We start from the raw sequence: 21,534 nt of genomic DNA on the forward strand, positions 1-21,534 counted from the left end.
TAAAAAGTCGGCGAAGTATAGCAATCTCGTTCAAGGATTTGGAGGCATCAATGCAATTTATCTTGCCAATAAAATGAGTATCGACACAAGCAAGGAGTTGGCTAACCTATAACCTAGTGGCTACACACTCGCTCAGCATTCACACTCCAAATTCCATCCTTAACGATCACTTTTTCGCGCTCAATGAAGAACTCAAGCAAGCTATCAAGGTTGAAGCCATTGCACTTACAAGTACGAAAACGCGCTTGCTCACCAAATGCTTCACTTACCGCCTGTTCTAGCTCTGGCTTAGACATCGGACGTTCTCTTAGCAAGTTTAGAACGTTATGGGCATGAATTTCAGTTGACATGAACCATCCTCAATAATGTGTTTGTATTGAGGATACCTTCAATAAGAAAAGTTTCTTTGATTTTAGATAATCAGTGACGCAGTAATTAAAGAGTGCGCGAGTAGGTAGCTACCAGATATAAGATAACGGCCTTTAACTATAGAGTGTCGGTAATCATGAATGGCTAACAAAGCGGCTGAGAACGTTAAGGTAATAGAACCAATAAACCCAGCAAGGCTAGCAAGACCACCATTAATTAACCACACTTCCCCTGCCGCCCAGTTTAGTTGCAGCAAGACAATGCCCATCATTACTACAGGAAAAATCAATCGGTCTATTTTAGGCAGCAGTAAGAAAAAACTCACCACGCCTATACCGAGCAACATAGCTGGCAGCCACCAAACAATCTCGCCAGAAAGCTTGAACCAAAACGATGCGCTGTAGCAAAGCTGCGCAGCAATAAAACCAGCAAAGCAGAGCTTAAGGTGTTTTTTAAAGATGTAGAGCCCATCAGCAAACATTGAAATGATAAGACCGAGTGATACCCACCAAGCGGCCGCTCCTACAAGCTCTTGTTGGCTCCAGAGCATCACGAGTAGCATCAGTAGCGACATCGTTTTAAACATCGCTGCTTGTCTTATGTGATTACTTTCATTAGCGGAAATACTGATATACCCAGAAAGGGCAACAGATAGCCAGCTCCACATTCGAACACCTCAATAAAAATGAGCTGCTAGTGTAGGCAGAGAGTCATAGATGTCTACCGCCAAAAGGCAAAACTTGGATCTCGATAATACTAATACCTCTCTAGAGCTAGCCCTAAGATATTCTAGCCAAGCACCAACTTGGACCAACCTGCTCATAATGATTTATTGTTTAGAACCTAGCTCATTCCTAGCTAACCAAACTGGCAAAATTCCCACAATTCTAGGCATCGCCACTCAATTAAGAAATATAAGCCATTATAAACAATGAGTTACAATCAAAAGCGCGATGAGGAAAGTTTCAGTTTGTATTTTATGAGTTGAACTAAGAACACTCAGGGCATTTTTCAACACCTCTTTATTTAAAATGACGCCAGAATTAAGTCATAAAACTGTAAATTGACACTCATCCAAGCCTAGAAGATCCAAGCATTCAAAACCGACAAAATTAGCAAAGTAACAACTTTGAAACACAAGAAAAAACACACAAAAACAACACCTTACAGTCACAACAAAGTGACTAAAGTCTAGTTTTTACACAGAAACCTCATCATTAAAAATCAAAATAGTTACGACAAAATGCCCTAATCAAAGTAAGAAAAGTTATTTTTTTAAGGCCTAGTCATTAAATTACTTGATCTAACCATAAAAAAGCTGCTATTCTTTAAAACATATCGTAAAACATCAAATTTAAGGAGCAGTGCTATGATTTCTTCTTCACAAAAACAAGGACTTGTAATGATCGCAGTAGTCGTTGGTCTAATGACACTGCCGATGATGTACTAAGAAAAATAGACAAAATAAAAAAGGGACGCGATTGCGTCCCTTTTTACTTTCTGGTGATTTAGCACTCATTTATCTACCAAAAGTTAGCCAATTGGTTAAACAAATGGCACTTGTAAAAAGTGCCATTTTTAAAGCTTAAGCTATAAATGCTTCGATAAAATATCCCAATGCGCATAATAAAAGAGTAATGCCGCCAAGGTTATTAGCGTCATCAAGGTAATTGCTGCTCTCCAAATGAATCGACTGCTTCTTGGTGTGAGCTCTTTTTCACATTCATCGCACACAGTAAGAAAGTCTCTACGGCTATCGAGCTTAAAATCTTCTTCGTGCACCACCTTGTTACGAATGGTCGCGATATATCTCAGCTTATCAATCACATCATGAGGCAAACGCTCTTCACAACTGGTAATAAGCTGATGCATTCCCTTACCGTCAGCATGATATTGCGTTCGGAGGAGCTTCTCGAGTCTACGTGTTCGAGTGACCACTTTTTCAATATCAGACATAGTTTCCCTCCATCGCTATTAAGTTTAGGGGGTGTTTGATCTTTCTTCTATCTACTGTCCCACTTTTTGTGCAAGTTTCAAGTAAATTTGTGTAAAAGAATCAATAGCTAACCAGAAATGCGTCGTCACGCCGCTTATTAGTGTGTGATATGCCTCGAAGATTCTAACGCTATTGATCACTTTGTTTTTATAGCAAGAGCCGTGCCCAACACAATCTATAGAATGTCGATAAACTATAAAGGAGATGAGAGAAAGAGAGACCCCACCATGTCACTACCATTACTGTTTGCTTTTATCGTGATCTTCGCCTTGGCGAGTGGTTGGGCGTTCGTTCATTTCTATCGTAAACACATTCAAGGTGAAAACGCACCTGAACAGACCGCAGAAGTTACCGTCCTCGACAAGCAGTCTATTGCGGTCGAAGATGCCGAGCCAGGCCAAGATGACCAAGAGTATTGGATTTATGTCCAGAAAGGTCGTATTGGGCCAAAGCGTGAGTTTCAGGTAGGCATCCACTATTTCCACGCTCTAAACCCAGGCGATCAAGGTACGCTAACCTACCAAGGTGACAAGTTTCTTCACTTCGCCATGAAGCGCTAAGGCAATAACCAGCGCGTACGCGAAGATTGAGAAAGCAACCAACTTAAGGCCAATGCCCCCGCACCGCTTAACACTATCCATAGCGGAATGACCCAAGCCGGATGGCCTTGATGCCAACCAAGCTCTTTCATTGGCCAAAGAAAAATCGGATGCAGAATATAGATACCTAAGCTATTTTTGCTGATAAATCCAATCACCTGATTAGACTTTTGTGAAAGCCCTTCGCCAAAGTAACGACAAAGCATAAAAATCATACTCGCTGCAAGAATAACATTGAGTGTCTTGTACGAAAGCCATCGACCGACTGTGTACTCCTGCGCCGCGATACTGTCAGTGATCACCATATAGCCGGTAGTAAATAGTGCCGCTGCCCCAAGTAACGTGAATAGAGCAACATAAGACTTAGTGAGTGGCACTCGCTGATACAACAAGTATCCAAGCGGAAGATAGCCACTGTATAGCCATAGTTCATGACTCCAAGGCCCATCAACTCTTAGTAAAAACAGTAAGCTCGTCGCTAACCAAATAGCGACAACGGCATATAGAGCGCTATCGCCATATTGCCTAACCACATATTGGAAAAACGGAATCACAAAATAGAGTGGGATGAAATAATAGAAGAACCCTAGGTGATAATAAGTCGCATGGGTCGCGCTATCAGCGAGTACCTGTTTAGCCACTAAAGCATCAAAGCCGTTGATGCTCCAACCTGATAGATAAGCGTAGAACAATGACCAAACTAAGAATGGAACAAGGACTTTGCCCAAGCGCCTTTTGACATAATATTTGCCATCGAAGGGGCGTGTATCACTGAGCATCAAAGCGCCTGTAATAAGGATAAAGACTGGCACCGCCCAACGGCTGACGCTATTCACGCCGACAGCAGTGGCCCACTCTCCAAAAGGGATCTGCCCAAGTTCGTGGCGGTACGGAGCAAGAACGTGAATCGCAATCACCGCAACCGCAGCTACGCATCGCAGTAAGTCAAAAAACAGAACTCTTTCTCTCATGACACTCCCCTTGTACTCATAACCTATTGAATATAGCAATAAAAAAGCTGACCTAAGTATTACCTTGGTCAGCTTTTAGTCATGAAACAGTGGGAAATTTCTACGCTGTTGCGATTTGTTTAATCTTAGGTAGCTTAATCGAAATGACGGTCGTCAAAGCAAGGAAAGCAAAAGAGACCCACAAGCACGCAGCTAAACCGGCCATCTGGAACACAAACCCTGAAAGGATAGTACCAATCAAACGCCCCATCGCATTAGCCATATAGTAGAAACCGACATCGAGTGACACACCATCGCCTTTTGCATAGCTGACGATCAGATAAGAGTGCAGTGAAGAATTGACGGCAAAAATAGCACCGAAAACCATCAAGCCTCCAACAATCACCAATTGTGGCTGCCAACCGACTTGTACAGCATAGGCGATACCCGCCGTGACGATAGCAAGCCCACCCGCCCACAACATAGCAGCATGGCCATCCGGCACTTTACCTTGAGCCTTACCCGTGATCTTAGGGGCGATACCTTGGACAAAACCGTAGGCAATCGTCCAAATAGCAAGGAAACCACCTACCCATGAGTGATCCCAACCAAATACACTGCCAAGGTAGATGGGCAGAGCAATCACAAACCACACATCACGAGCACCAAATAGGAACATTCGTGCAGCGGAAAGGATATTGATCGACTCCGATTTGGAGAATATCTGCTTAAACTTAGGTTTGCTTTTCGCTTTACCTAAATCAGCTTCTAAGCTCAACACGCTACCGATAAACACTAACGTCAGCACCCCAGCCATAGTCAACACTGCATATTTGAATCCAATGGTGGAAAGCAGAAAACCACCGACAAAGAAGCCCGCACCTTTAAGAGCATTCTTAGAGCCCGTTAAGATCGCTATCCATTTGTACAACGCACCCTGCTGTTCATCCGGAACTAAGGTTTTGATTGAGCTCTTGGCGCTCATCTTGTTGAGATCTTTAGCGATACCAGACAGGGCTTGAGCGGCCATGACCCAAGGTATAGTCAGCCAAGCATGTGGCACTGCTAACATAGTCAACGCCACGATCTGCATTCCTAAACCGAGGTTCATGGTCTTATTGAGACCCAACCTCGCACCAAGCCAGCCACCAATCAAATTGGTCACGACACCAAAAAATTCATAGAAAAGGAACAGTGAAGCGATCTCTAGCGAGCTATAACCTAAGTCATAGAAATACAGCACCACCAGCATACGCAGAGCACCGTCAGTAATAGTGAAGTTCCAGTAATTGAACGTCACCAGCATGTACTGACGGACACTTTTGCTGAGATTAGAGAACATAGGTGAAACCCTCGACTAGTTACAGCGGATAGAGCTTTTGGACACCTATGATCCAAAAGCTCTCGACCCAACTATTTGGCCGCTACTGCGGTGATGTACTCAACTTGGACTGGTTTAGTAAAGGCACCTGGGCGCAGCGCTTGAACTTCACGCACAATATCTTCCAATTTCCACTGCTTCTCTAGCAATAGGTGAGCCGCAAAAAGCCCCGTACGACCTGAGCCGCCCATACAGTGCATGGCTACTTTACCGCCGTTATCAACGATTTTGTGTAGCTCCGGGCTAGCGGCTTGCCACTTAGCGGCAAACTCAGCACCTGGAGCGCAATCATCTTCAATCTCAATTTGGAACCACTGCATACCAAGTTGCTGTGCTTTAGCCCCAAGCTCAGAGACATCTTTACTTGCAAGCTCTGCATCGTCTAAAGCGGTCACAATCGCTTCTACGCCTTGCTCTTTTAACTGCGCAAGAGAAGCCTCTAGTTCAACGCCTTTAGTACCAGGACACGGAGTAAGTACTAACGCACCATTTTCAACATCGAGTTGCCAGGTTGGATGTGTCATCGTCATCAATCTCTTAAATAATTTTTAAAACCAATATTCAAAATAACTGGAGTTGCCGCTTCAGTATGAGGAGTATTATGCCAAGCCAACGGTACGGACTAACTCAGCCGTACGGGTTGCATAACCCATCTCGTTGTCGTACCAAGCGTAGATTTTCACCATACGCTTACCCACCAACATGGTGGATAACGCATCAACAATCGTAGAGCGTTGGTCACCTTTGTAGTCAATCGACACCAGTGGACGCTCTTCAAAACCCAGAATGCCTTTCAGTTCACCTTGTGAAGCTTCTTTAAGTAACGCATTCACTTCTTCTGCGGTGGTATCTTGCTTCACTTCAAAGATAATGTCGGTAAGAGAAGCGTTCGCCAAAGGTACACGTACAGCATGACCGTTAATGCGATTTTCGAGTTCAGGGAAAATCTCAACAATCGCTTTCGCACTGCCCGTTGTGGTTGGAATTAAGCTCATACCACAAGCACGCGCACGACGCAGATCTTTGTGCGGCGCATCAAGAATGGTTTGTGTGTTGGTCAAGTCGTGAATAGTGGTGAACGAAGCGTTCTCAATACCTAGCTTCTCGTTGATGACTTTAACTACCGGAGCGATACAGTTAGTGGTACAAGAGGCGGCAGTTACAATCTGGTGTACCGCTGGGTCGAATATCTCGTCATTTACGCCAACGACAATATTCGCGATGCCTTGTTCTTTGACGGGTGCCGATACGACAACGCGCTTAACACCTTGAGCTAGGTATTTGTTTAGGAATGAAGTTTTACGATGCACACCTGTCGCTTCAATCACTACGTCACAGCCAGACCAGTCAATCGCATCGATATCTTTCTCTTGCGTAGTATTGATAACCTGACCATTGATTAAGATTTGGTTGCCTTCGGCTTTCACTTCATGGTGCCAGCGGCCTTGTACTGAGTCGAACTCTAACAGGTGCGCGAGCGTCGCAGCATCACCCGCTACGTCATTAATCTGGACAAACTCTAGCTCTTGCCAATCAAAAGCCGCGCGAAGCGCTAAACGTCCGATGCGACCGAAACCGTTAATACCTACTTTAATTGCCATAACTCTATCTCTTTTGTTACTTAATTACTGACAGCAAACAGGTCGAGCCTGAATTGCATGAAGTCGTTCAATATCTTGTTGGTACTCTGTTTTAAGGCAGTTAGAAGCAACAAGATCATCTATCAATTTTTTCATCCATCCCGGTAAATCAGCAGCTAAACGGTAGAACACCCACTGCCCCTGACGGACATCAACCAAAATGCCATTTGAGCGTAGCTGAGCCAGATGACGAGAAATTTTCGGTTGGCTCTCTTGCAGCGCTTCGGTCAATTCACCTACACACAAACACTCTTCGCGCATAATCAACATCAAGCAGCGAACTCGGGTTTCATCAGATAACAACTTAAAGAATTGGTGAGGTAACATAAAACATACTCATATATGGATATGCGCATATGTTTATTTAAAAACGAGCTGAGATCAAGCCTGACATATACATTGTCATAAAAGCTTAATAAAGGGACTAAACGATGGTGTTGAGATCTTGGCTCCAACGCTGAGCCTGAGAGATACGCGGCATAACTTCATTGAGTGATAGATTCAACTGATCACACGCGGCTTCCATCCCCTGCCAGTCCGCGCTTTCGTAGCACTCTTCCAATCTTAGAAGGTCGCCAAAAGGACCTTGCCTCTCTAACAAAGCAACCTTGATTGCCGCCGCTAAAGGGAGTTGATCCACCAAGTCTTTAAGGGACATATCCAACATCGAATCCAACAGAGACAGCAATCCAATCAGGAAGGCTTGTTCGCGGAATTGGTTGAAAGGATTGTCGTTCGCCATCAGCAAGAAAAACTGAGCTCGCTGCAGACATAAGGTATAGATTTCTTTCGGCTTGTTGGCCGAAACGAACGAGGCGACCGCTAAAGAAACGAAGATTTTAAGCTTATCTTGACCAAGGTATACCAAGGCCTGACGGAAAGAAGAGATAGGCACTTCAATGCGATTCGACATGGTATTAACGAAACGCAGTAGCTTGTACGACAGCGCAACATCACGAGCGACAATTCGCTCAACCTTTTCAAAATCCACTTCTGGCTGACACACCTCTTTAAACAGCTCCATCGCGATGGCGTGTTGAGGGCTGACGTAGCGTTGGCGGACGATTTGTGGTTTGCTGAAAAAGTAGCCCTGAAAAAAGCTGAAACCCGCTGAGCGCGTGGCAATAAACTCTTCCTCAGTTTCGACTCGCTCTGCGAGGAACTTACGCTTTACTCCCTTGGCTAAGCGTTCCTGAACTAAAGCACAAGACTCTTCCAGCCCCGTCGCCATAATATCGATTTTGACTATTTGCACATAAGGCAGAAATCGTTCCCACTCAGGCTTATAGACAAAATCATCCAATGCAATTAGGTAGCCATTAGCGTGGATCTGCTTGATTGCTGAAAACAACTCGTCATTTGGTGTGCAGGTTTCCAACACTTCAACGACAATTTGTTCTTTAGGCAAAGAGAGAGGCAACAAGCGCACTAAACTAGAGTGAGGAAAGTTGATAAAACAGCGTGAGGTGGCCAAGGCTGGATTGGTGCCTATGGAAAGAAAGTTCTCAACAATCAGGCGGTATGTCGCCCGATTGGATTCAACATGCGCAGGGTATGCGTTGTTCTCACCGTCGCGAAAAAGCAACTCATACCCTAAGGTTTGCCGCTTGGCATTAAGTATAGGTTGGCGAGCCACATAGGTGTCTCTCATCCGTTTTTGCATGATGGTGAATTACGCCTTCGCTGTTGCCAATAAAGCACCACAACCCATAAACATAGAGCCAAAGACTTTGTTGATACGCGACATAATCTTATCTGAACGAATAAAACGTCCCATCTGCGCTGCGAGACTGGTGTAACCCAACATAACAAACGCATCAATGATCACGGTTGTCACTCCAAGCACGAGAAGCTGAGTTAACTGGTCTTTTGCCGGATCCAGAAACTGAGGAAACAGCGCCACCAAAAACACTATCGATTTAGGGTTAGTCAGGTTGATCAGTACCGCTTTACGCATCAAACTCATGCTCGATAGGTGCTGAGTCGCTTCCGTGGCTGCTAAGCTAGAGTGATCGCGCCACTTCTGAATACCCAACCATACTAAGTAAGCGGCACCCACCCACTTAATCACACTAAAGGCGAATGCAGACTGAGCAACCAAGGCGCCAATACCCGCGCCAACGAGCATAATATGGATAGTCAGACCTATCTGTAGACCGGCAATAGCCGCCAACGAGCGTCGCGTACCATAACTCAAGCCATTACTGATTGAGTTCACCGTACCAGACCCCGGAGCTAAGCTAAAAACAATCGCTGTGACTACATAAGCAAGCCAAACATGCATATCCATCGTATTTCCCCTCGACTAAATGCAGCTAGAGACACATAATCTAAATCTGTCGCAAAAATGAAATCGTAATCAGGCGCTTAACAACCATGAATGATTCAAGCTTCAACATTACTCCTTCTTATACTCAAGAGTCCAATTTTGAGCAAGCAATCAATAGCAATATTGCTAAATTATGGGAGTCTAGAGAGGAAGGCTATATAAAATCGTTCGACAAAACCGCTCTGTACTGGATTAAACTCAGCGCTCCAGAACACACCAAAGCAATTGTTGTGGTCAACGGACGCATTGAGTGCTGCGCAAAGTATCAAGAGCTGTTTTACGACCTGTTCCGCCAAGGTTACGATATTTATTCTTACGATCATCGCGGCCAAGGTTTGTCTGACCGCCTGATTGAAGACAAGCAGATGGGCTATGTGGAAGAATTCGATGACTACGTCAAAGATTTAGACAAACTGCTGCACCATTTCAATTTGGAGCAATACCAAAAGCGTTATCTGTTGGGTCACTCCATGGGCGGCAATATTGCCACGCGCTACCTTCAAAGTTATGAATACCCATTTGATGCGGTTTCGCTCAGTGCGCCTATGTATGGTGTCGATCTCCCTTGGCACCTAAAACCGATTGCAACAATTTTAGGCCAGCTATTAACGGCTATTTACCCCAAACCAACATTTGCTCCCGGCCAAGTGGCTTATTTTCCTAAACCGTTTAAAGGGAACTTTCTCAGCCAAAGTGATGTTCGCTATCATTGGTTCCGCGATCTCTATGAGCAACAACCTGAGCTTAAAATTGGCGGCGCAAGTACACGTTGGGTGTGGCAAGGGCTAATGGCCTGTAAGCAATGTTATCTAATGACTCGCCATTTAAAAGTCCCTTTATTGGTCATGCAGGCAGGCGAAGATCAAATCGTGTCTAATCAAGCGCAAATCCAATTTATCAAGAAACTTGCTCGGACCAACACTCAGTGCGCATTTAAAATAGTACATGGCGCGAAACATGAACTGTTGTTTGAAAAAGATGAGTATCGCAACCAAGCCCTAGATACCGCCCTGACCTTTTTCGAGCAGTACTAAAATAGGAAATACTAGAGGGTGATCTTTACCCTCTTTTTCCCCTTTATGTTCAAGTAAACTGAGCCCTCTACCTTATTAGGTAATTCATGTTGTACATATGAGGGTGATATGACCGAAGCACGCAAAGATACTCCTTTTCACATTGTAGCCTCCGATCTCGATGGCACTTTACTCGCACCAAACCACCAGCTGAGCGAGTTTTCAAAACAAACCCTGAAAGCGCTGCATGAAAAAGGCTTCACCTTTGTCTTTGCCACGGGTCGTCACCATGTCGATGTTGCTGGTATCCGTGAGATCGCCGGTATTCCTGCTTACATGATTACCTCTAATGGTGCGCGTGTTCATGACCAAAATGATCAACTGATGTACAGCAAGAATGTCCCTGAAGAATTAGTTCAGCCAGTGATCGATGTGATCAGCGAAGATCCAGGCATTTTTATCCACATGTATCAAAACGAAGATTGGTTACTCGATCGAGAAGATGAAATACTCGCTAAATTCCACAGTGAATCTGGCTTTAGCTACAAACGCTTTAACGCAGCGTCAGCGCCAAATGATGGCATTGCGAAAATCTTCTTCACTCACCCAGATCAAGACCACGACCATCTTGTGACGTTCGAAAACAAACTACGTGAAAAGTTTGGTGATCAACTCAACATTGCTTTCTCAACACCTTGGTGCCTTGAAGTCATGGCTGCTGAAGTATCAAAAGGCCACGCGCTTGAAGCCGTCGCAAAATCTTTAGATCTGAACCTAGAGAACTGTATCGCCTTTGGTGACGGGATGAATGATGCAGAGATGCTAGAAATGGCAGGAAAAGGTTTGGTGATGGGCACCTCGCACCATAAAGTGAAAGAAGCGCTACCAAACAATGAGGTGATTGGCAGCAATGAAGATGATGCTGTGGCTCACTACCTGCACGACAATCTTTTTTAACTAGCGGCTATCGCTATCAATTTAATACAGGCTGCATTGTGCAGCCTGTTTTGTTATCGCAGTTACCTTTGGCTAGGCAGCTTCTCTTTATCTAAAATCGCAGCCCACTCTTGCTCTGTGACCGGCATGATAGACAGCCTATTACCTCTTTTCACCAGCGGCATATTTTCTAGTTCTGGCATCGCTTTCATCACAGACAATGGGATCAAACGATCTGTCTTACGCACAAATTCAATATCAACCATAAACCAGCGTGGGTTATCCGGCGTTGATTTCGGGTCGTAGTAATCACTTTCAGGATCAAATGAGAAATGGTCGGGGTATGACTCCTTAACCACTTTCGCAATCCCTGCCACTCCCACTTTCTTGCAAGATGAGTGATAGATCAGCACCAAGTCACCGAGTTTGACCTGATCACGCATCATGTTACGTGCCTGATAATTACGTACTCCTTCCCAGCATGAGGTATTTTGTGTTCGGAGTGTGTCAATAGAAAAGGTGTCTGGTTCAGTTTTGAATAGCCAATATGCCATAATAGGCTCCGCCAGTTTCTTAATAGGGAAGATATAGCATGAAGGCGCTCCGAAACCCAGCGGCTGTGATCATTTTACTCGCATTGCAAGCCTGTTCGACGTCAACGACCATCAAAGACAGCGAATCTAAACCTGTCGTGCAAGCGAGCTTAGACAAGCCTGACACAATAAAGCCTCAAAATTTTGTTATGCGCGGTGATATCGTGCTTGGCCATGAAGTGCGCTCTATTACCCCCTGTGATAGTAATCAACAGTATTGGCTCGATATCTCTGATGATCGCTTTCATCAAGCACTAAAGTTAGTTCGCTCTCCTTACGCTCCTCTTTATGGCGAAGTTATCGGTCACCTTGAAACTGGCCACGCGGATGGTTTTGTTGCTGACTACAGTGCACGCTTTGTTGTCGACTCGATTAACCTGCTTAGTGCAGAGAATCCAAAGCGTTGCGATCAAGCGCTTAAACCGACGAGAGCTTTTGGTAATGAGCCCTTCTGGTCGATTGATTTCGCCAGCAACGCGCTGACTTTTCAGAAAATCGGTGAAGATAAACGCCAGTTAGCGCTCTCAGGTAGCCGTATTGAATCTGATCGACGTCGTTACCAGTTTGAAGGCGGGTCACTAGAGCTCAACCAACGTAGCTGTGTTGATGGGATGAGCGACTCACTTTATGGTTGGAGTGCAACCCTTGAGCTTGAAGGAAACAGCTACCAAGGATGTGCCACCCTGTCGAATCAAGACGCCACTCAGGATTGGACTGGTCTTTATCAAGCGGCCTCAACCAAATCGAGCAACTTTAGCGTCGCATTAAAAATCTTTCCGGATCACTCAGCGACAACCACCTACAGCTACACGACAGGAGAAGCGGATTCCGTTGAGAGTGGCTACTGGCAGCAGCTTAACAAAGACCAGATTCAAGTAGTGATGACTCGTCATCAACAGCAAGCATTATTGTCAGAGCGAATCTTCACTCGTGATGGCTATCAACTCAGTGCTAGCCAAGAGAAGGTAGGCAGTCTTATCTATCCGATTGCCGATGGTGGATTGACTCTGTTTAAAGCTCAGCAAGACGCGCAAAGCGCTACTTCGAAGGCGACTTCAAATCCGCAAGCCATCCCTTCTAGCGCCGAGTTCAACCCTAAGGTCGACAATGCAATACGTGAGTATTTTAAATCGGACAACATCGACCCAACCGACACTAAGTACCGTTGGTTGGAGTACGACTTAAATGGTGATGGCAATAAAGAACTCTTAGTTCAACTGAACTGGTGTGGCTCTGGCGGCTGTACCTTACTGCTGTTTGAGAATCAACAACAGCAATGGCAGTTTAACTCTCGCATTACTCTAGTAAGAACGCCGATTAACTTAGGTCTAGAGCAAACCAATGGGTGGCAAGATTTAATCCTATTTGTTAGCGGTGGTGGCGCGACACCGAACCAACACGTCTTAAAGTATCAAGGGGACAGCTATCCGCTTAACCCAAGCTCTGCGCCCATCGCTAACTACGATCAGATTAGCCCTGTCCAGTTGTTTTCTGACGGTCAAACTCCTCACCAGCAAGGCGTAGTAATGTGAGCCAAGCTAAATCAACTGAGGGCAATCACTGCCCTCAGTGCAAGTTGCAGCATCAATGCGTATGCCACTACCTACCAAGCATCAAGACTCGCTTCCACCTTGCACTGTTAACTCATGAGAATGAGATTGGCCGAGAGACCAATACTGGCCAGTGGTTAGAGAAAAGCCTGTCTACGACGAGCGTGCATGTTTGGCAACGTACTCAGCCTTGTGACAAGTTAATGGCTTTAATACAAAGTGAAAATTATCAAGCCTACTTGCTGTTTCCTGATGACGGAAGTATTCCAGTGTCGCAGGCAATTGATGAGACAGCAGTGAACGAGAAACGACCTTTGTTTATCATCCTTGACGGTACATGGCAGGAAGCGAAAAAGATGCTGCGTAAGAGCCCGTGGCTCAGGCAGCTACCTTTAGTGCATATTAACCCGACTCAAGCGTCACGTTATCAATTACGTCGCAACCAAGAGCAAGGTCATTTATGTACGTTAGAAGTTGGCTGCGAAGTGCTAAAACAAGCTAAGCAAGTACAGCAAGCAGAGCAACTGTTGCAGTTTTTTGACCGCTATATGCTGGCTTTCAAGGCCGACAAAAGCGGTCACGTTTTTAAAGACTAAAACAAGCGACTAGGCTCTGCGAGGTAAAACCCTTGCAGATAGTCGACGCCGATACTTTCCGCGATGTTGCACACCTCTTGATTGTGAACAAACTCGGCGACAGTTTTTGCATTAAGCACTTGGCATAACTTGACCAACTGACCGGTAATCTGACGCTGTTTATGATCCTTATCGATAGTCTTAATTAAACTACCATCGAGTTTAATCACATCCGGCTCTAGGCGAATAATTTCATCAATATTGGAGTAACCAGAGCCAAAATCATCCACCAGCAAACGAACACCAAGCTGCTTAAAGTGACCACAAATCTCAGCCATACGGCCAAAATCCTTAATCCGTTCAGACTCCAAGACCTCAATGCCTAAGCGATATGGGTCATTCATCTTCGCAACCGACTGCTCAAGGAGGTAAAGCGTCTTGTCACTGAGCATATCCTGTGGAGATAAATTGACTGAAAATGAGGCTTGCTTGTCTGCCATATGCGCTATGGTTGATGTCAGCATATGACGACTTAAACGAGTATAGAGATGCGTACCCTCAACGATAGGTAAGAAACGCCCTGGCGCGATAATCTCACCATCATCTTCAATACGTACTAAGCACTCTTGGGAAACCTGCTCACGGGTATGTGCGGCAAAAATCGGTTGGCTATAGGTAATAATTCGCTTATTGAGGATGGCGCGGCTGACTACCCCCATCAAATCGAGCTTGTCCCTTTGCTCTAACTCACTGATAGAATAATCTTTGGCGTTAATAAAGTGGGTATTACGCGCTTTACCAATCCGACGTGCATCGATCGACTTAAGTAAAAGTTCATCACCAGAGATCGTCGGGAAATCGCGCTTACTGGCGATGCCACCAGAAATAGACACCGACAGATAATCGACCTCAGGTAACCCATAAGGCTCAAAGTTAATATGTTCTACCTTATCAGCAAACTGAGATAGCTCTTGTTGGAGCTCATTGGTGGCGATATCCGATGAAAACACCAAAGCCCATTCTGCTGTGCCAATATAGTAGAGCTGCTGAACAAATGGGGCCCAATGCAGATCGGAGAGGTTATCCGTAAAGTAATCACTTAAGTCGCGGATAAGCTCATCCGCAACTTGATAACCATACTTTTCATTAATCTGATGAAAATTAGACAGTTTCAATGTCGCCACATGCTCATCCGTATTGACGACTTTGAGCCTTTCTTGCAAAGCAACGCGATTTTTTAGCCCGGTATGCTTGTCCAGGCGGTAACTATTGATCAGCTTCTCGGTTTGCTCAGCAAGTTTTAGCTCCATACTCTTTTGCGTTTGATTCAGGTTATCAATCGTATAGCTAATTAAATGAAACAAAGGAGAAACCGGAAACTCTGCTTTTTCGTTAAAAGTCAGCGCCGGACGAGCAGAGTCTTCACTGTAAGCAACATAAGTCATGCTGTGATGAAGTGATTGCTGAGAGTCACCTCGGAAAAACTCGCCCAAACAGAAAGAGCCACAACAGCTTTCGAACTCATCGAACAGTTGGATTTCACTGACGCCTTCAATAAACTCCAAACGCGACTCGCAGTTATAGATGAATATAGACTCTGGGTTATGCTGGGCTAAACCAATAACATCATGCCTAACTTGCTCTAAAGTCAACGACGGGTGGTTATAGCAAATACGCACTTCATCACCAATAGTCACCGCATTATCGACTTCAATACTGCCGTCGGGATAGAGCTCTCTAGGGCAGCTGACCACGCCAGAGCTACTTTTAAGAGGGAAACTCAGCATCTGCTCTAAAGCCAGAGTCCGACCTTCAGAGAGACGGGTCTGATAGAGTTCATAAGCAGGTTGGTAATCCAACGAACGTAATTGAGTCCCATGCGCATCCGTTACCCGAAGCGGTCCACCTATCGGCGTCCACTCAGAGAAAGCGCTACGCCAAACCTGTAACTTGTCCCCATGCAGCGCAGCTGACACCGTCATTTTCTGGAATGTTTGGTTGCCGCATAGAACCCACTCATCTCTGTCATCAACATTGGCTGCTACGCCACCACTGATCGGTACATCGGTGAGAGAGCCTAACGCTTGGTAGAGATTAAAATCGAGGGAACTGACATGCTGTGAGAAGCTAATAATTGACTTAGTTTGGTGGGTTAACGCTAAGCCATTAACGATCTCTTTCGCTTCAGAGAGCGGATTATTGGTAATGGGGACACAAGTAGAAGTAATGGAAGAGTGTTCAAAGCAGGAAACTGACACCAAGCTACCTCGATGGACAATCTGACCATCAAAAATAGTATGGCGAGTACTATGACCTATGATGTGGCATCCAGGAATATGCTCTAGAATTTGGTCCGCATAATCACATGCGACCTGTTCCGGATCCGTAGACAGAAGCTGAACAAGAAACGAAGAGTATTTCTCCGTCGGTATATCCCTTAGATGCGCTTGTAATTGCTGATTGTTGTTAACCAGCGCTGAATATGTGCGCATTCAAAAGCCTGAGACGTTGTTTAATTAGATTTATGTTTTGCTATACCGTAATCCAACTAAACCAATATGAAAAGTGTTGTTTTGGTCAGATGTTATTTACATCTCACTCAATAGCAATAAGTCATGTAAACGATTCACTTCAACATCTGGTAGCATGCGGGCTTTATTGACCTGGTAAATATTCACACCTTGATCATTATACCAACAAGCTTGAAAGCCACTTTTCTTTGCACCAACCACATCAGAAATTAAGTGATCTCCGACATGCAGAATATTCTCTGTAGGCATTGCTAAGAAAGATTGAGCCTTGTCGAACAACTGGGAGTGAGGTTTTGCGTAGCCATCCGGCCCTGCCTTTAATACTAATGAAAAATAGTCAGACAAACCGATCTTCTCAACATCAACATTACCATTGGTTATCGCAACTAATGGTAAGCGCTTAGCGAGTTCTGCCATGACCTCATGTGACTCCTTCGGGACAGTAAAATCACTACGCAGGCGAAGCACCTCATCAATAGCCTCGTTCGCCGCCTGCTCTGCCTGCTGCGGTTGATAACCAAGAATATATAAACCCTTCTCAATCTGCTTAAAGCGCCACAGCGTGACGTCATTGAGCAGCCAAGGCTCGTCCTCCGCCAATGAGCGCTTTAAGTCATACCACCAGCGCAATGTCTTAGTGGCAGAAATAGGGTGATACTTATGCAGCCAAGCCACCATTTTTGCCTCAACCTGTCGAATCACCGGGCGATTATCATAAAGGGTATCGTCAAGGTCGAAGGTCATCGCTTGGATCGGTTGCAAATGGCGGAAAAACTTCATCACTCGCTATCCTTCTTCTTCGCTCTTGGGTGAGCCTGGTCGTACACTTCGGCAAGATGCTGAAAATCTAGGTGAGTATAGATTTGCGTGGTCGAGATATTCTCATGCCCGAGCAATTCCTGCACCGCACGCAGATTGTTACTCGATTCCAGCATATGCGTGGCAAAAGAGTGACGCAATTTATGGGGGCTGATATGACTGGCTACCGACTGCTTTTGTCCCCACTCAGCCATTCGTTTCTGCACATTGCGATGTGAGATTCTTACGCCTAGTTTAGAGACAAATAAACCATTCTCATCGCTATTGGCTACGCTAACTCTTAGCTTCAACCATTTGGCAACCCACTCTGCCGCCATACCAGAAAAAGGCACTTTTCGCTCTTTGTCACCTTTACCGACAACTCTAAGTTCGCCAGCGGAGAAGTTGACATCTTTAACATTGATACTGACCAATTCAGCCAAGCGTAAACCGGCCCCATACATCAGTTCCATCATGGCTCTATCGCGTACCGCTAATGGATCGTCCTCGTTCACTTCAAGTAGTTGCCCCACTTCATCCACATCTAGATTTTTAGGCAGTGGACGTTTCTTACGTGGTGCCGAGACACCTTTAGCAGGATTTGCCGTCATTTCTCCACGCAAGATCAGGAAATCAAAGAAGCTACGCAGCGAAGATAAGCGAGTCGCCAAGCTGCTGGCTTTCATACCTTCTCGCATACCTTTACTGGCTAACTGACGCACCCAGCCCGCATCAACCTGTTGCCACTCTTTAAGCCCCAAATGAGCCAGATGCTGCGCCATGGTTTCAAGTTGTTGTTTGTAGTTACGTTGAGTATGTAAGCTCAGCCCCTTTTCACTACGCATATATTCGTAGAAACGTTCAAGGGGCCGTTGGAGACCATTAGGCAGAGGTGCTAGTGATTCGCTCATGGTCTTCGCTTTGCCAAGGTAGGCTGTCGACTAGGTGGGAAAGAACTAAGGCTAGATGGCGCAAGAATAAAGTATCCATATGCGGTTGGAAGTGTCCGCCATCGCTGCTCGAAAAGACCAGCACACCTTGCAGAGATTTCTTCTGTAGCGGTAATACCACGTAGGAACCCATTTCCGGAGCACGTTGGTTGTCATCAAACAACAGTTCGCGATCCACTTTACGCATACGGCCTAGATAAGCGCCCTTGCCATTGAGATGGTTGGTCGCAAAGCGTTGGTAATTTTCTTTGCTTAATGAATAGTAACTTGATTCGTTATCCAACAGACGAACATAGGCAATCAGATCAAGTGATTTAGCCATTTCTTCAATCGCTTTCACCACCGAAAGCAATGAATCGCACTTAAGGATTTGTTCCTGGAGCTGCATAAACTCATGGAACGTACGATCATTACTCTTTGCTAATGACATTAAAGCGGTGATCTCTTCTTCCAACTCTTCAATACGCTGACGTTGGCGGTTCATTTGCACATGCACTAATGAAACAGCACCTTGCTCTTGATGAGGTAACGCCAGTCTATCGACTAAATCTCGACGATGATGAAAAAAGTCCGGATTGTCACGTAAGTATTCGGCAACCACTTCTGCCGTAAGCGCATCCGCTTCAATTTGAGACACGTCTGTTCCTTATTGTTTCTTATTATCTACCCAAAATAGTTGGGGCTATTAGCAGCTTAGTTGACCATCAAACACATGGGTAGCAGGCCCTGTCATATAGAGAGGTTTGCCCTCGCCCTGCCACGCAATTTTAAGCGAGCCACCCGGCAAATTAACCGTGACTTTCTCATCCAGTAATCCCTGAACAACGCCAACGGCAACCGCACCACATGCACCACTGCCACAAGCCTGAGTTTCTCCTGCGCCGCGCTCGTACACTCGTAAGTTCACTTCATTGCGGCTGACAACCTGCATAAAGCCAGCGTTAACGCGTTCAGGGAAACGTTCATGAGATTCCAATAGAGGTCCCAGCGTATCAACATCCGCCGTCGCGACATCATCAACCACAGTCACCACATGGGGGTTCCCCATGCTGACTGCGCCGCAGAAAAGCGTCTTATCTTCTGCACGAAGGATGTAGGTCTTCTCCGTTTGCTTAGCTTTAAATGGAATCTTACTCGGTTCGAATTCAGGCACACCCATATTAACCGTGACCTGATCATCTTCCTCGATGTTAAGAACCATTTTGCCTTTCTTAGTGCTGACACTGATGCTGTACTTATTAGTCAGCCCTTTCATGCGCACAAAACGAGCAAAACAGCGCGCGCCATTGCCACATTGTTCTACTTCACTGCCATCAGCATTAAAAATCCGATAGTGGAAGTCTGTTTCTGGATCATATGGCGCTTCAACCACGAGTAGTTGGTCAAAACCCACCCCAGTATGACGATCCGCTAAGCGGCGGATCAGATCAGGGGAAAAGAAAATGTTCTGGGTAATGCAATCAACGACCATGAAGTCATTACCCAGACCGTGCATTTTAGAAAAATGGAAATGCATAAGACTCCAATTACTCCGGAAGTACGTTTTCGAGCGCCCACAGGCTAGATAGTTCTTCACGCTGGCGAACTAGGTGTGCTTGCTTACCATCAACCATCACTTCTGCCGATCGGCAGCGCGTGTTGTAGTTCGATGACATCACAAAACCATAGGCTCCAGCAGAGCGCACTGCCAAGAGATCGTTCTCTTGCAGCACTAATGCGCGGTCTTTACCTAGGAAGTCGCCCGTCTCACAGATAGGTCCTACTAGGTCATAAGTCACGGCTTCGCCTTCACGCGGCACAACTGGCACAATATCTTGCCAAGCTTGGTACAAAGCAGGACGCATCAAGTCATTCATCGCAGCATCAATGATGGCGAAGTTTTTATGCTCGGTATGCTTAAGGAATTCAACCTTAGTCAGCAGCAGTCCGGCATTTGCGGCGATGGCCCGACCTGGCTCAAAAATCAGTTCAAGGTCTTGATGGTTATCCAAACGGCCAAGCAGTGCTTTAGCATAATCTGAAGGCTCTGGTGGCAGTTCATCACGATAGACAACGCCTAAGCCACCACCCACATCAAGGTGCTTAATGGTAATGCCTTGTGCTTTAAGATCATCAATTAGCGCAAGCAGTCGATCGGTCGCATCAATGAAAGGCTCGATGTCGGTTAGCTGTGAACCGATATGGCAATCAATACCTTGAACATTGAGGTTTTCTAGACTTTGCGCAAACTTGTAAACCGCAGGCGCACGGTCAAACGCGATACCAAATTTGTTATCACGTAAACCTGTCGAAATATAAGGGTGAGTATTCGCATCAACGTCTGGGTTAATACGCAGTGAAATTGGCGCTTTCACACCAAGCTCGCCAGCTACTTTATTCAGACGCTCTAACTCTGGCTCAGACTCCACATTAAAGCACTTAATGCCTAGCTCTAGCGCGCGCTTCATTTCAGCTGCGGTTTTACCCACACCTGAGAACACCACTTTGCTTGGCTCACCACCAGCAGCAATCACACGCTCTAACTCGCCACCTGAGACGATGTCAAAGCCAGAACCCAAACGTGCTAAAGCGTTTAATACACCAATGTTAGAGTTCGCTTTGACTGCGTAGCAGACAAGGTGCGGATGTTCACCGACTGATTTATCGAAAGCATGCCAATGGCGCTCTAGAGTCGCGCGTGAGTATACGTAAAGTGGTGTACCAAACTGCTGCGCCAGTTCAGTTAATGAGACGTCTTCGGCCCATAGCTGGCCATCATCCTGATAGTTGAAGTAATCCAAAGTACTTTCCCTTATATTCTGATTATCGTTTTATTGTGAAGGTTGCTCTTTTTGTGGAGCGTCTTCAGGCATGTATAGAGGTCCAGTTTGACCACAGCCAGCTAAGCCAAGGACTGAAAAGATAAATAGCGCTAAGATTAATTTTTTCATGGGTTCTATCGTGATTATTCTGTCAATGCCCCCTATAATCGCACCACACTCAAGAAAAGCAATAGGATAGATTAGATGAACGATACTGAATTTCATCAGTTAGTAGATGTTCAAATGCAAATCATCGAGGAAATGATTGATGATTCAGGTGCGGACATCGACTACGAGACTTCTGGAAACGTAATGACACTGGAGTTTGAAGACCGTAGTCAAATCATTATCAACCGCCAAGAACCAATGAAAGAGATCTGGCTAGCCTCTAAATCTGGTGGTTTCCATTTTGCGCTCGTTGAAGAGCAGTGGACTTGCTCGAAAACAGGTCTTGAGCTAATTGCAATGGTTAAGCAAGAGTGTGAAAAGCACAGCGATGAAGACATTGAGTGGGAATAATCGC

Annotated in this window: 24 protein-coding genes; 6 read left to right on the forward strand and 18 right to left on the reverse strand. The window is 45.4% G+C overall.

The window, feature by feature from the left end; genetic code table 11:
* Positions 1 to 113 precede the first annotated feature (113 nt).
* The 3 genes from AC5O63_RS21855 to AC5O63_RS21865 form a co-directional block, all read right to left on the reverse strand.
* Positions 114 to 350 carry a YecH family metal-binding protein gene (locus AC5O63_RS21855; RefSeq protein WP_004745040.1) on the reverse strand — a complete coding sequence of 79 codons (237 nt, stop codon included), beginning with the start codon at positions 348 to 350 and terminating at the stop codon, positions 114 to 116.
* Between the two features lie 62 nt (positions 351 to 412).
* Positions 413 to 1,036, reverse strand: a complete 624-nt coding sequence (locus AC5O63_RS21860; RefSeq protein WP_494506233.1) for a lysoplasmalogenase — start codon at positions 1,034 to 1,036, stop codon at positions 413 to 415.
* Between the two features lie 923 nt (positions 1,037 to 1,959).
* Positions 1,960 to 2,325 carry a hypothetical protein gene (locus AC5O63_RS21865; RefSeq protein WP_004745038.1) on the reverse strand — a complete coding sequence of 122 codons (366 nt, stop codon included), beginning with the start codon at positions 2,323 to 2,325 and terminating at the stop codon, positions 1,960 to 1,962.
* A 267-nt stretch (positions 2,326 to 2,592) separates the two neighbouring features.
* On the opposite strand from AC5O63_RS21865, the gene AC5O63_RS21870 reads away from it, so the two are divergent.
* On the forward strand, positions 2,593 to 2,925 hold the full coding sequence (locus tag AC5O63_RS21870; RefSeq protein WP_004745037.1) for a DUF2500 domain-containing protein: 333 nt from the start codon (positions 2,593 to 2,595) through the stop codon (positions 2,923 to 2,925).
* On the opposite strand, the gene AC5O63_RS21875 is transcribed toward AC5O63_RS21870, so the two are convergent.
* The 7 genes from AC5O63_RS21875 to rhtB form a co-directional block, all read right to left on the reverse strand.
* Positions 2,922 to 3,935, reverse strand: coding sequence for an acyltransferase (locus AC5O63_RS21875; RefSeq protein ID WP_494506234.1), 1,014 nt, complete (start codon positions 3,933 to 3,935; stop codon positions 2,922 to 2,924). The two genes, AC5O63_RS21870 and AC5O63_RS21875, sit on opposite strands and share 4 nt — an antisense overlap.
* 100 nt (positions 3,936 to 4,035) lie before the next feature.
* Positions 4,036 to 5,256 carry an organoarsenical effux MFS transporter ArsJ gene (gene arsJ, locus AC5O63_RS21880; protein ID WP_494506235.1) on the reverse strand — a complete coding sequence of 407 codons (1,221 nt, stop codon included), beginning with the start codon at positions 5,254 to 5,256 and terminating at the stop codon, positions 4,036 to 4,038.
* Positions 5,257 to 5,327: 71 nt separating this feature from the next.
* Positions 5,328 to 5,825 (reverse strand): cyclin-dependent kinase inhibitor 3 family protein, encoded by a 498-nt coding sequence (locus tag AC5O63_RS21885; protein ID WP_171325778.1) that lies wholly within the window; start codon positions 5,823 to 5,825, stop codon positions 5,328 to 5,330.
* A gap of 69 nt (positions 5,826 to 5,894) precedes the next feature.
* Positions 5,895 to 6,896 carry an ArsJ-associated glyceraldehyde-3-phosphate dehydrogenase gene (locus AC5O63_RS21890; protein ID WP_004745033.1) on the reverse strand — a complete coding sequence of 334 codons (1,002 nt, stop codon included), beginning with the start codon at positions 6,894 to 6,896 and terminating at the stop codon, positions 5,895 to 5,897.
* Positions 6,897 to 6,920: 24 nt separating this feature from the next.
* A complete protein-coding gene (locus tag AC5O63_RS21895) occupies positions 6,921 to 7,262 on the reverse strand; it encodes a metalloregulator ArsR/SmtB family transcription factor (RefSeq protein ID WP_004745032.1) in 342 nt (113 codons plus the stop codon).
* Positions 7,263 to 7,359: 97 nt separating this feature from the next.
* Positions 7,360 to 8,586: an EAL and HDOD domain-containing protein gene (locus tag AC5O63_RS21900; protein ID WP_494506254.1), complete on the reverse strand. Its 1,227-nt coding sequence runs from the start codon at positions 8,584 to 8,586 to the stop codon at positions 7,360 to 7,362.
* Between the two features lie 21 nt (positions 8,587 to 8,607).
* Positions 8,608 to 9,225 (reverse strand): homoserine/homoserine lactone efflux protein, encoded by a 618-nt coding sequence (rhtB, locus tag AC5O63_RS21905; RefSeq protein ID WP_494506236.1) that lies wholly within the window; start codon positions 9,223 to 9,225, stop codon positions 8,608 to 8,610.
* Between the two features lie 86 nt (positions 9,226 to 9,311).
* On the opposite strand from rhtB, the gene AC5O63_RS21910 reads away from it, so the two are divergent.
* Entirely contained in the window at positions 9,312 to 10,298 is a 987-nt protein-coding gene (locus tag AC5O63_RS21910) for an alpha/beta fold hydrolase (RefSeq protein ID WP_494506237.1), read from the forward strand.
* 108 nt (positions 10,299 to 10,406) lie between these two features.
* The gene (locus AC5O63_RS21915; protein WP_494506238.1) at positions 10,407 to 11,234 is read left to right on the forward strand and encodes a Cof-type HAD-IIB family hydrolase; all 828 of its coding nucleotides are present in this window, start codon (positions 10,407 to 10,409) and stop codon (positions 11,232 to 11,234) included.
* Between the two features lie 62 nt (positions 11,235 to 11,296).
* On the opposite strand, the gene AC5O63_RS21920 is transcribed toward AC5O63_RS21915, so the two are convergent.
* Positions 11,297 to 11,767, reverse strand: a complete 471-nt coding sequence (locus AC5O63_RS21920) for an EVE domain-containing protein (protein WP_494506239.1) — start codon at positions 11,765 to 11,767, stop codon at positions 11,297 to 11,299.
* A 38-nt stretch (positions 11,768 to 11,805) separates the two neighbouring features.
* Between AC5O63_RS21920 and AC5O63_RS21925 the strand changes: the two genes are divergently transcribed.
* Positions 11,806 to 13,338 carry a COG3650 family protein gene (locus tag AC5O63_RS21925; protein ID WP_494506240.1) on the forward strand — a complete coding sequence of 511 codons (1,533 nt, stop codon included), beginning with the start codon at positions 11,806 to 11,808 and terminating at the stop codon, positions 13,336 to 13,338.
* Positions 13,335 to 13,952: a tRNA-uridine aminocarboxypropyltransferase gene (locus AC5O63_RS21930; protein WP_494506241.1), complete on the forward strand. Its 618-nt coding sequence runs from the start codon at positions 13,335 to 13,337 to the stop codon at positions 13,950 to 13,952. Before AC5O63_RS21925 ends, AC5O63_RS21930 begins: the two co-directional genes overlap by 4 nt.
* Here the strand turns inward: AC5O63_RS21930 and AC5O63_RS21935 are convergent.
* The 7 genes from AC5O63_RS21935 to lptM form a co-directional block, all read right to left on the reverse strand.
* Positions 13,949 to 16,423, reverse strand: a complete 2,475-nt coding sequence (locus AC5O63_RS21935) for a bifunctional diguanylate cyclase/phosphodiesterase (protein WP_494506242.1) — start codon at positions 16,421 to 16,423, stop codon at positions 13,949 to 13,951. The genes AC5O63_RS21930 and AC5O63_RS21935 overlap by 4 nt on opposite strands.
* 96 nt (positions 16,424 to 16,519) lie before the next feature.
* Entirely contained in the window at positions 16,520 to 17,242 is a 723-nt protein-coding gene (gene yigB, locus AC5O63_RS21940) for a 5-amino-6-(5-phospho-D-ribitylamino)uracil phosphatase YigB (RefSeq protein WP_494506255.1), read from the reverse strand.
* Positions 17,242 to 18,171 (reverse strand): tyrosine recombinase XerC, encoded by a 930-nt coding sequence (xerC, locus tag AC5O63_RS21945; protein WP_494506243.1) that lies wholly within the window; start codon positions 18,169 to 18,171, stop codon positions 17,242 to 17,244. The genes yigB and xerC overlap by 1 nt, the downstream gene beginning before the upstream one ends.
* On the reverse strand, positions 18,143 to 18,847 hold the full coding sequence (locus AC5O63_RS21950) for a DUF484 family protein (protein WP_494506244.1): 705 nt from the start codon (positions 18,845 to 18,847) through the stop codon (positions 18,143 to 18,145). The genes xerC and AC5O63_RS21950 overlap by 29 nt, the downstream gene beginning before the upstream one ends.
* Positions 18,848 to 18,895: 48 nt before the next feature.
* On the reverse strand, positions 18,896 to 19,726 hold the full coding sequence (gene dapF, locus AC5O63_RS21955; RefSeq protein ID WP_494506245.1) for a diaminopimelate epimerase: 831 nt from the start codon (positions 19,724 to 19,726) through the stop codon (positions 18,896 to 18,898).
* Between the two features lie 10 nt (positions 19,727 to 19,736).
* On the reverse strand, positions 19,737 to 20,990 hold the full coding sequence (gene lysA, locus AC5O63_RS21960; protein WP_494506246.1) for a diaminopimelate decarboxylase: 1,254 nt from the start codon (positions 20,988 to 20,990) through the stop codon (positions 19,737 to 19,739).
* A gap of 30 nt (positions 20,991 to 21,020) precedes the next feature.
* Positions 21,021 to 21,140: an LPS translocon maturation chaperone LptM gene (lptM, locus tag AC5O63_RS21965; protein ID WP_494506247.1), complete on the reverse strand. Its 120-nt coding sequence runs from the start codon at positions 21,138 to 21,140 to the stop codon at positions 21,021 to 21,023.
* A 75-nt stretch (positions 21,141 to 21,215) separates the two neighbouring features.
* Between lptM and cyaY the strand changes: the two genes are divergently transcribed.
* The gene (gene cyaY / locus AC5O63_RS21970; protein ID WP_494506248.1) at positions 21,216 to 21,530 is read left to right on the forward strand and encodes an iron donor protein CyaY; all 315 of its coding nucleotides are present in this window, start codon (positions 21,216 to 21,218) and stop codon (positions 21,528 to 21,530) included.
* The last annotated feature ends 4 nt before the right edge of the window (positions 21,531 to 21,534 follow it).

This window comes from Vibrio sp. SCP2, from assembly GCF_059295395.1.

Bases quoted from the DNA above. Each gene is read 5' to 3' on its own strand.
- AC5O63_RS21870 (WP_004745037.1), top strand. From the start codon at position 2,593: ATGTCACTACCATTACTGTTTGCTTTTATCGTGATCTTCGCCTTGGCG.
- cyaY (WP_494506248.1), top strand. From the start codon at position 21,216: ATGAACGATACTGAATTTCATCAGTTAGTAGATGTTCAAATGCAAATC.
- AC5O63_RS21910 (WP_494506237.1), top strand. From the start codon at position 9,312: ATGAATGATTCAAGCTTCAACATTACTCCTTCTTATACTCAAGAGTCC.
- rhtB (WP_494506236.1), bottom strand. From the start codon at position 9,225: ATGGATATGCATGTTTGGCTTGCTTATGTAGTCACAGCGATTGTTTTT.
- AC5O63_RS21875 (WP_494506234.1), bottom strand. From the start codon at position 3,935: ATGAGAGAAAGAGTTCTGTTTTTTGACTTACTGCGATGCGTAGCTGCG.
- AC5O63_RS21935 (WP_494506242.1), bottom strand. From the start codon at position 16,423: ATGCGCACATATTCAGCGCTGGTTAACAACAATCAGCAATTACAAGCG.
- AC5O63_RS21900 (WP_494506254.1), bottom strand. From the start codon at position 8,586: ATGAGAGACACCTATGTGGCTCGCCAACCTATACTTAATGCCAAGCGG.
- AC5O63_RS21915 (WP_494506238.1), top strand. From the start codon at position 10,407: ATGACCGAAGCACGCAAAGATACTCCTTTTCACATTGTAGCCTCCGAT.
- xerC (WP_494506243.1), bottom strand. From the start codon at position 18,171: ATGAGCGAATCACTAGCACCTCTGCCTAATGGTCTCCAACGGCCCCTT.
- dapF (WP_494506245.1), bottom strand. From the start codon at position 19,726: ATGCATTTCCATTTTTCTAAAATGCACGGTCTGGGTAATGACTTCATG.
- AC5O63_RS21920 (WP_494506239.1), bottom strand. From the start codon at position 11,767: ATGGCATATTGGCTATTCAAAACTGAACCAGACACCTTTTCTATTGAC.
- AC5O63_RS21895 (WP_004745032.1), bottom strand. From the start codon at position 7,262: ATGTTACCTCACCAATTCTTTAAGTTGTTATCTGATGAAACCCGAGTT.
- arsJ (WP_494506235.1), bottom strand. From the start codon at position 5,256: ATGTTCTCTAATCTCAGCAAAAGTGTCCGTCAGTACATGCTGGTGACG.
- AC5O63_RS21865 (WP_004745038.1), bottom strand. From the start codon at position 2,325: ATGTCTGATATTGAAAAAGTGGTCACTCGAACACGTAGACTCGAGAAG.
- AC5O63_RS21860 (WP_494506233.1), bottom strand. From the start codon at position 1,036: ATGTGGAGCTGGCTATCTGTTGCCCTTTCTGGGTATATCAGTATTTCC.
- AC5O63_RS21855 (WP_004745040.1), bottom strand. From the start codon at position 350: ATGTCAACTGAAATTCATGCCCATAACGTTCTAAACTTGCTAAGAGAA.
- yigB (WP_494506255.1), bottom strand. From the start codon at position 17,242: ATGAAGTTTTTCCGCCATTTGCAACCGATCCAAGCGATGACCTTCGAC.
- lptM (WP_494506247.1), bottom strand. From the start codon at position 21,140: ATGAAAAAATTAATCTTAGCGCTATTTATCTTTTCAGTCCTTGGCTTA.
- AC5O63_RS21890 (WP_004745033.1), bottom strand. From the start codon at position 6,896: ATGGCAATTAAAGTAGGTATTAACGGTTTCGGTCGCATCGGACGTTTA.
- AC5O63_RS21885 (WP_171325778.1), bottom strand. From the start codon at position 5,825: ATGACGATGACACATCCAACCTGGCAACTCGATGTTGAAAATGGTGCG.
- AC5O63_RS21925 (WP_494506240.1), top strand. From the start codon at position 11,806: ATGAAGGCGCTCCGAAACCCAGCGGCTGTGATCATTTTACTCGCATTG.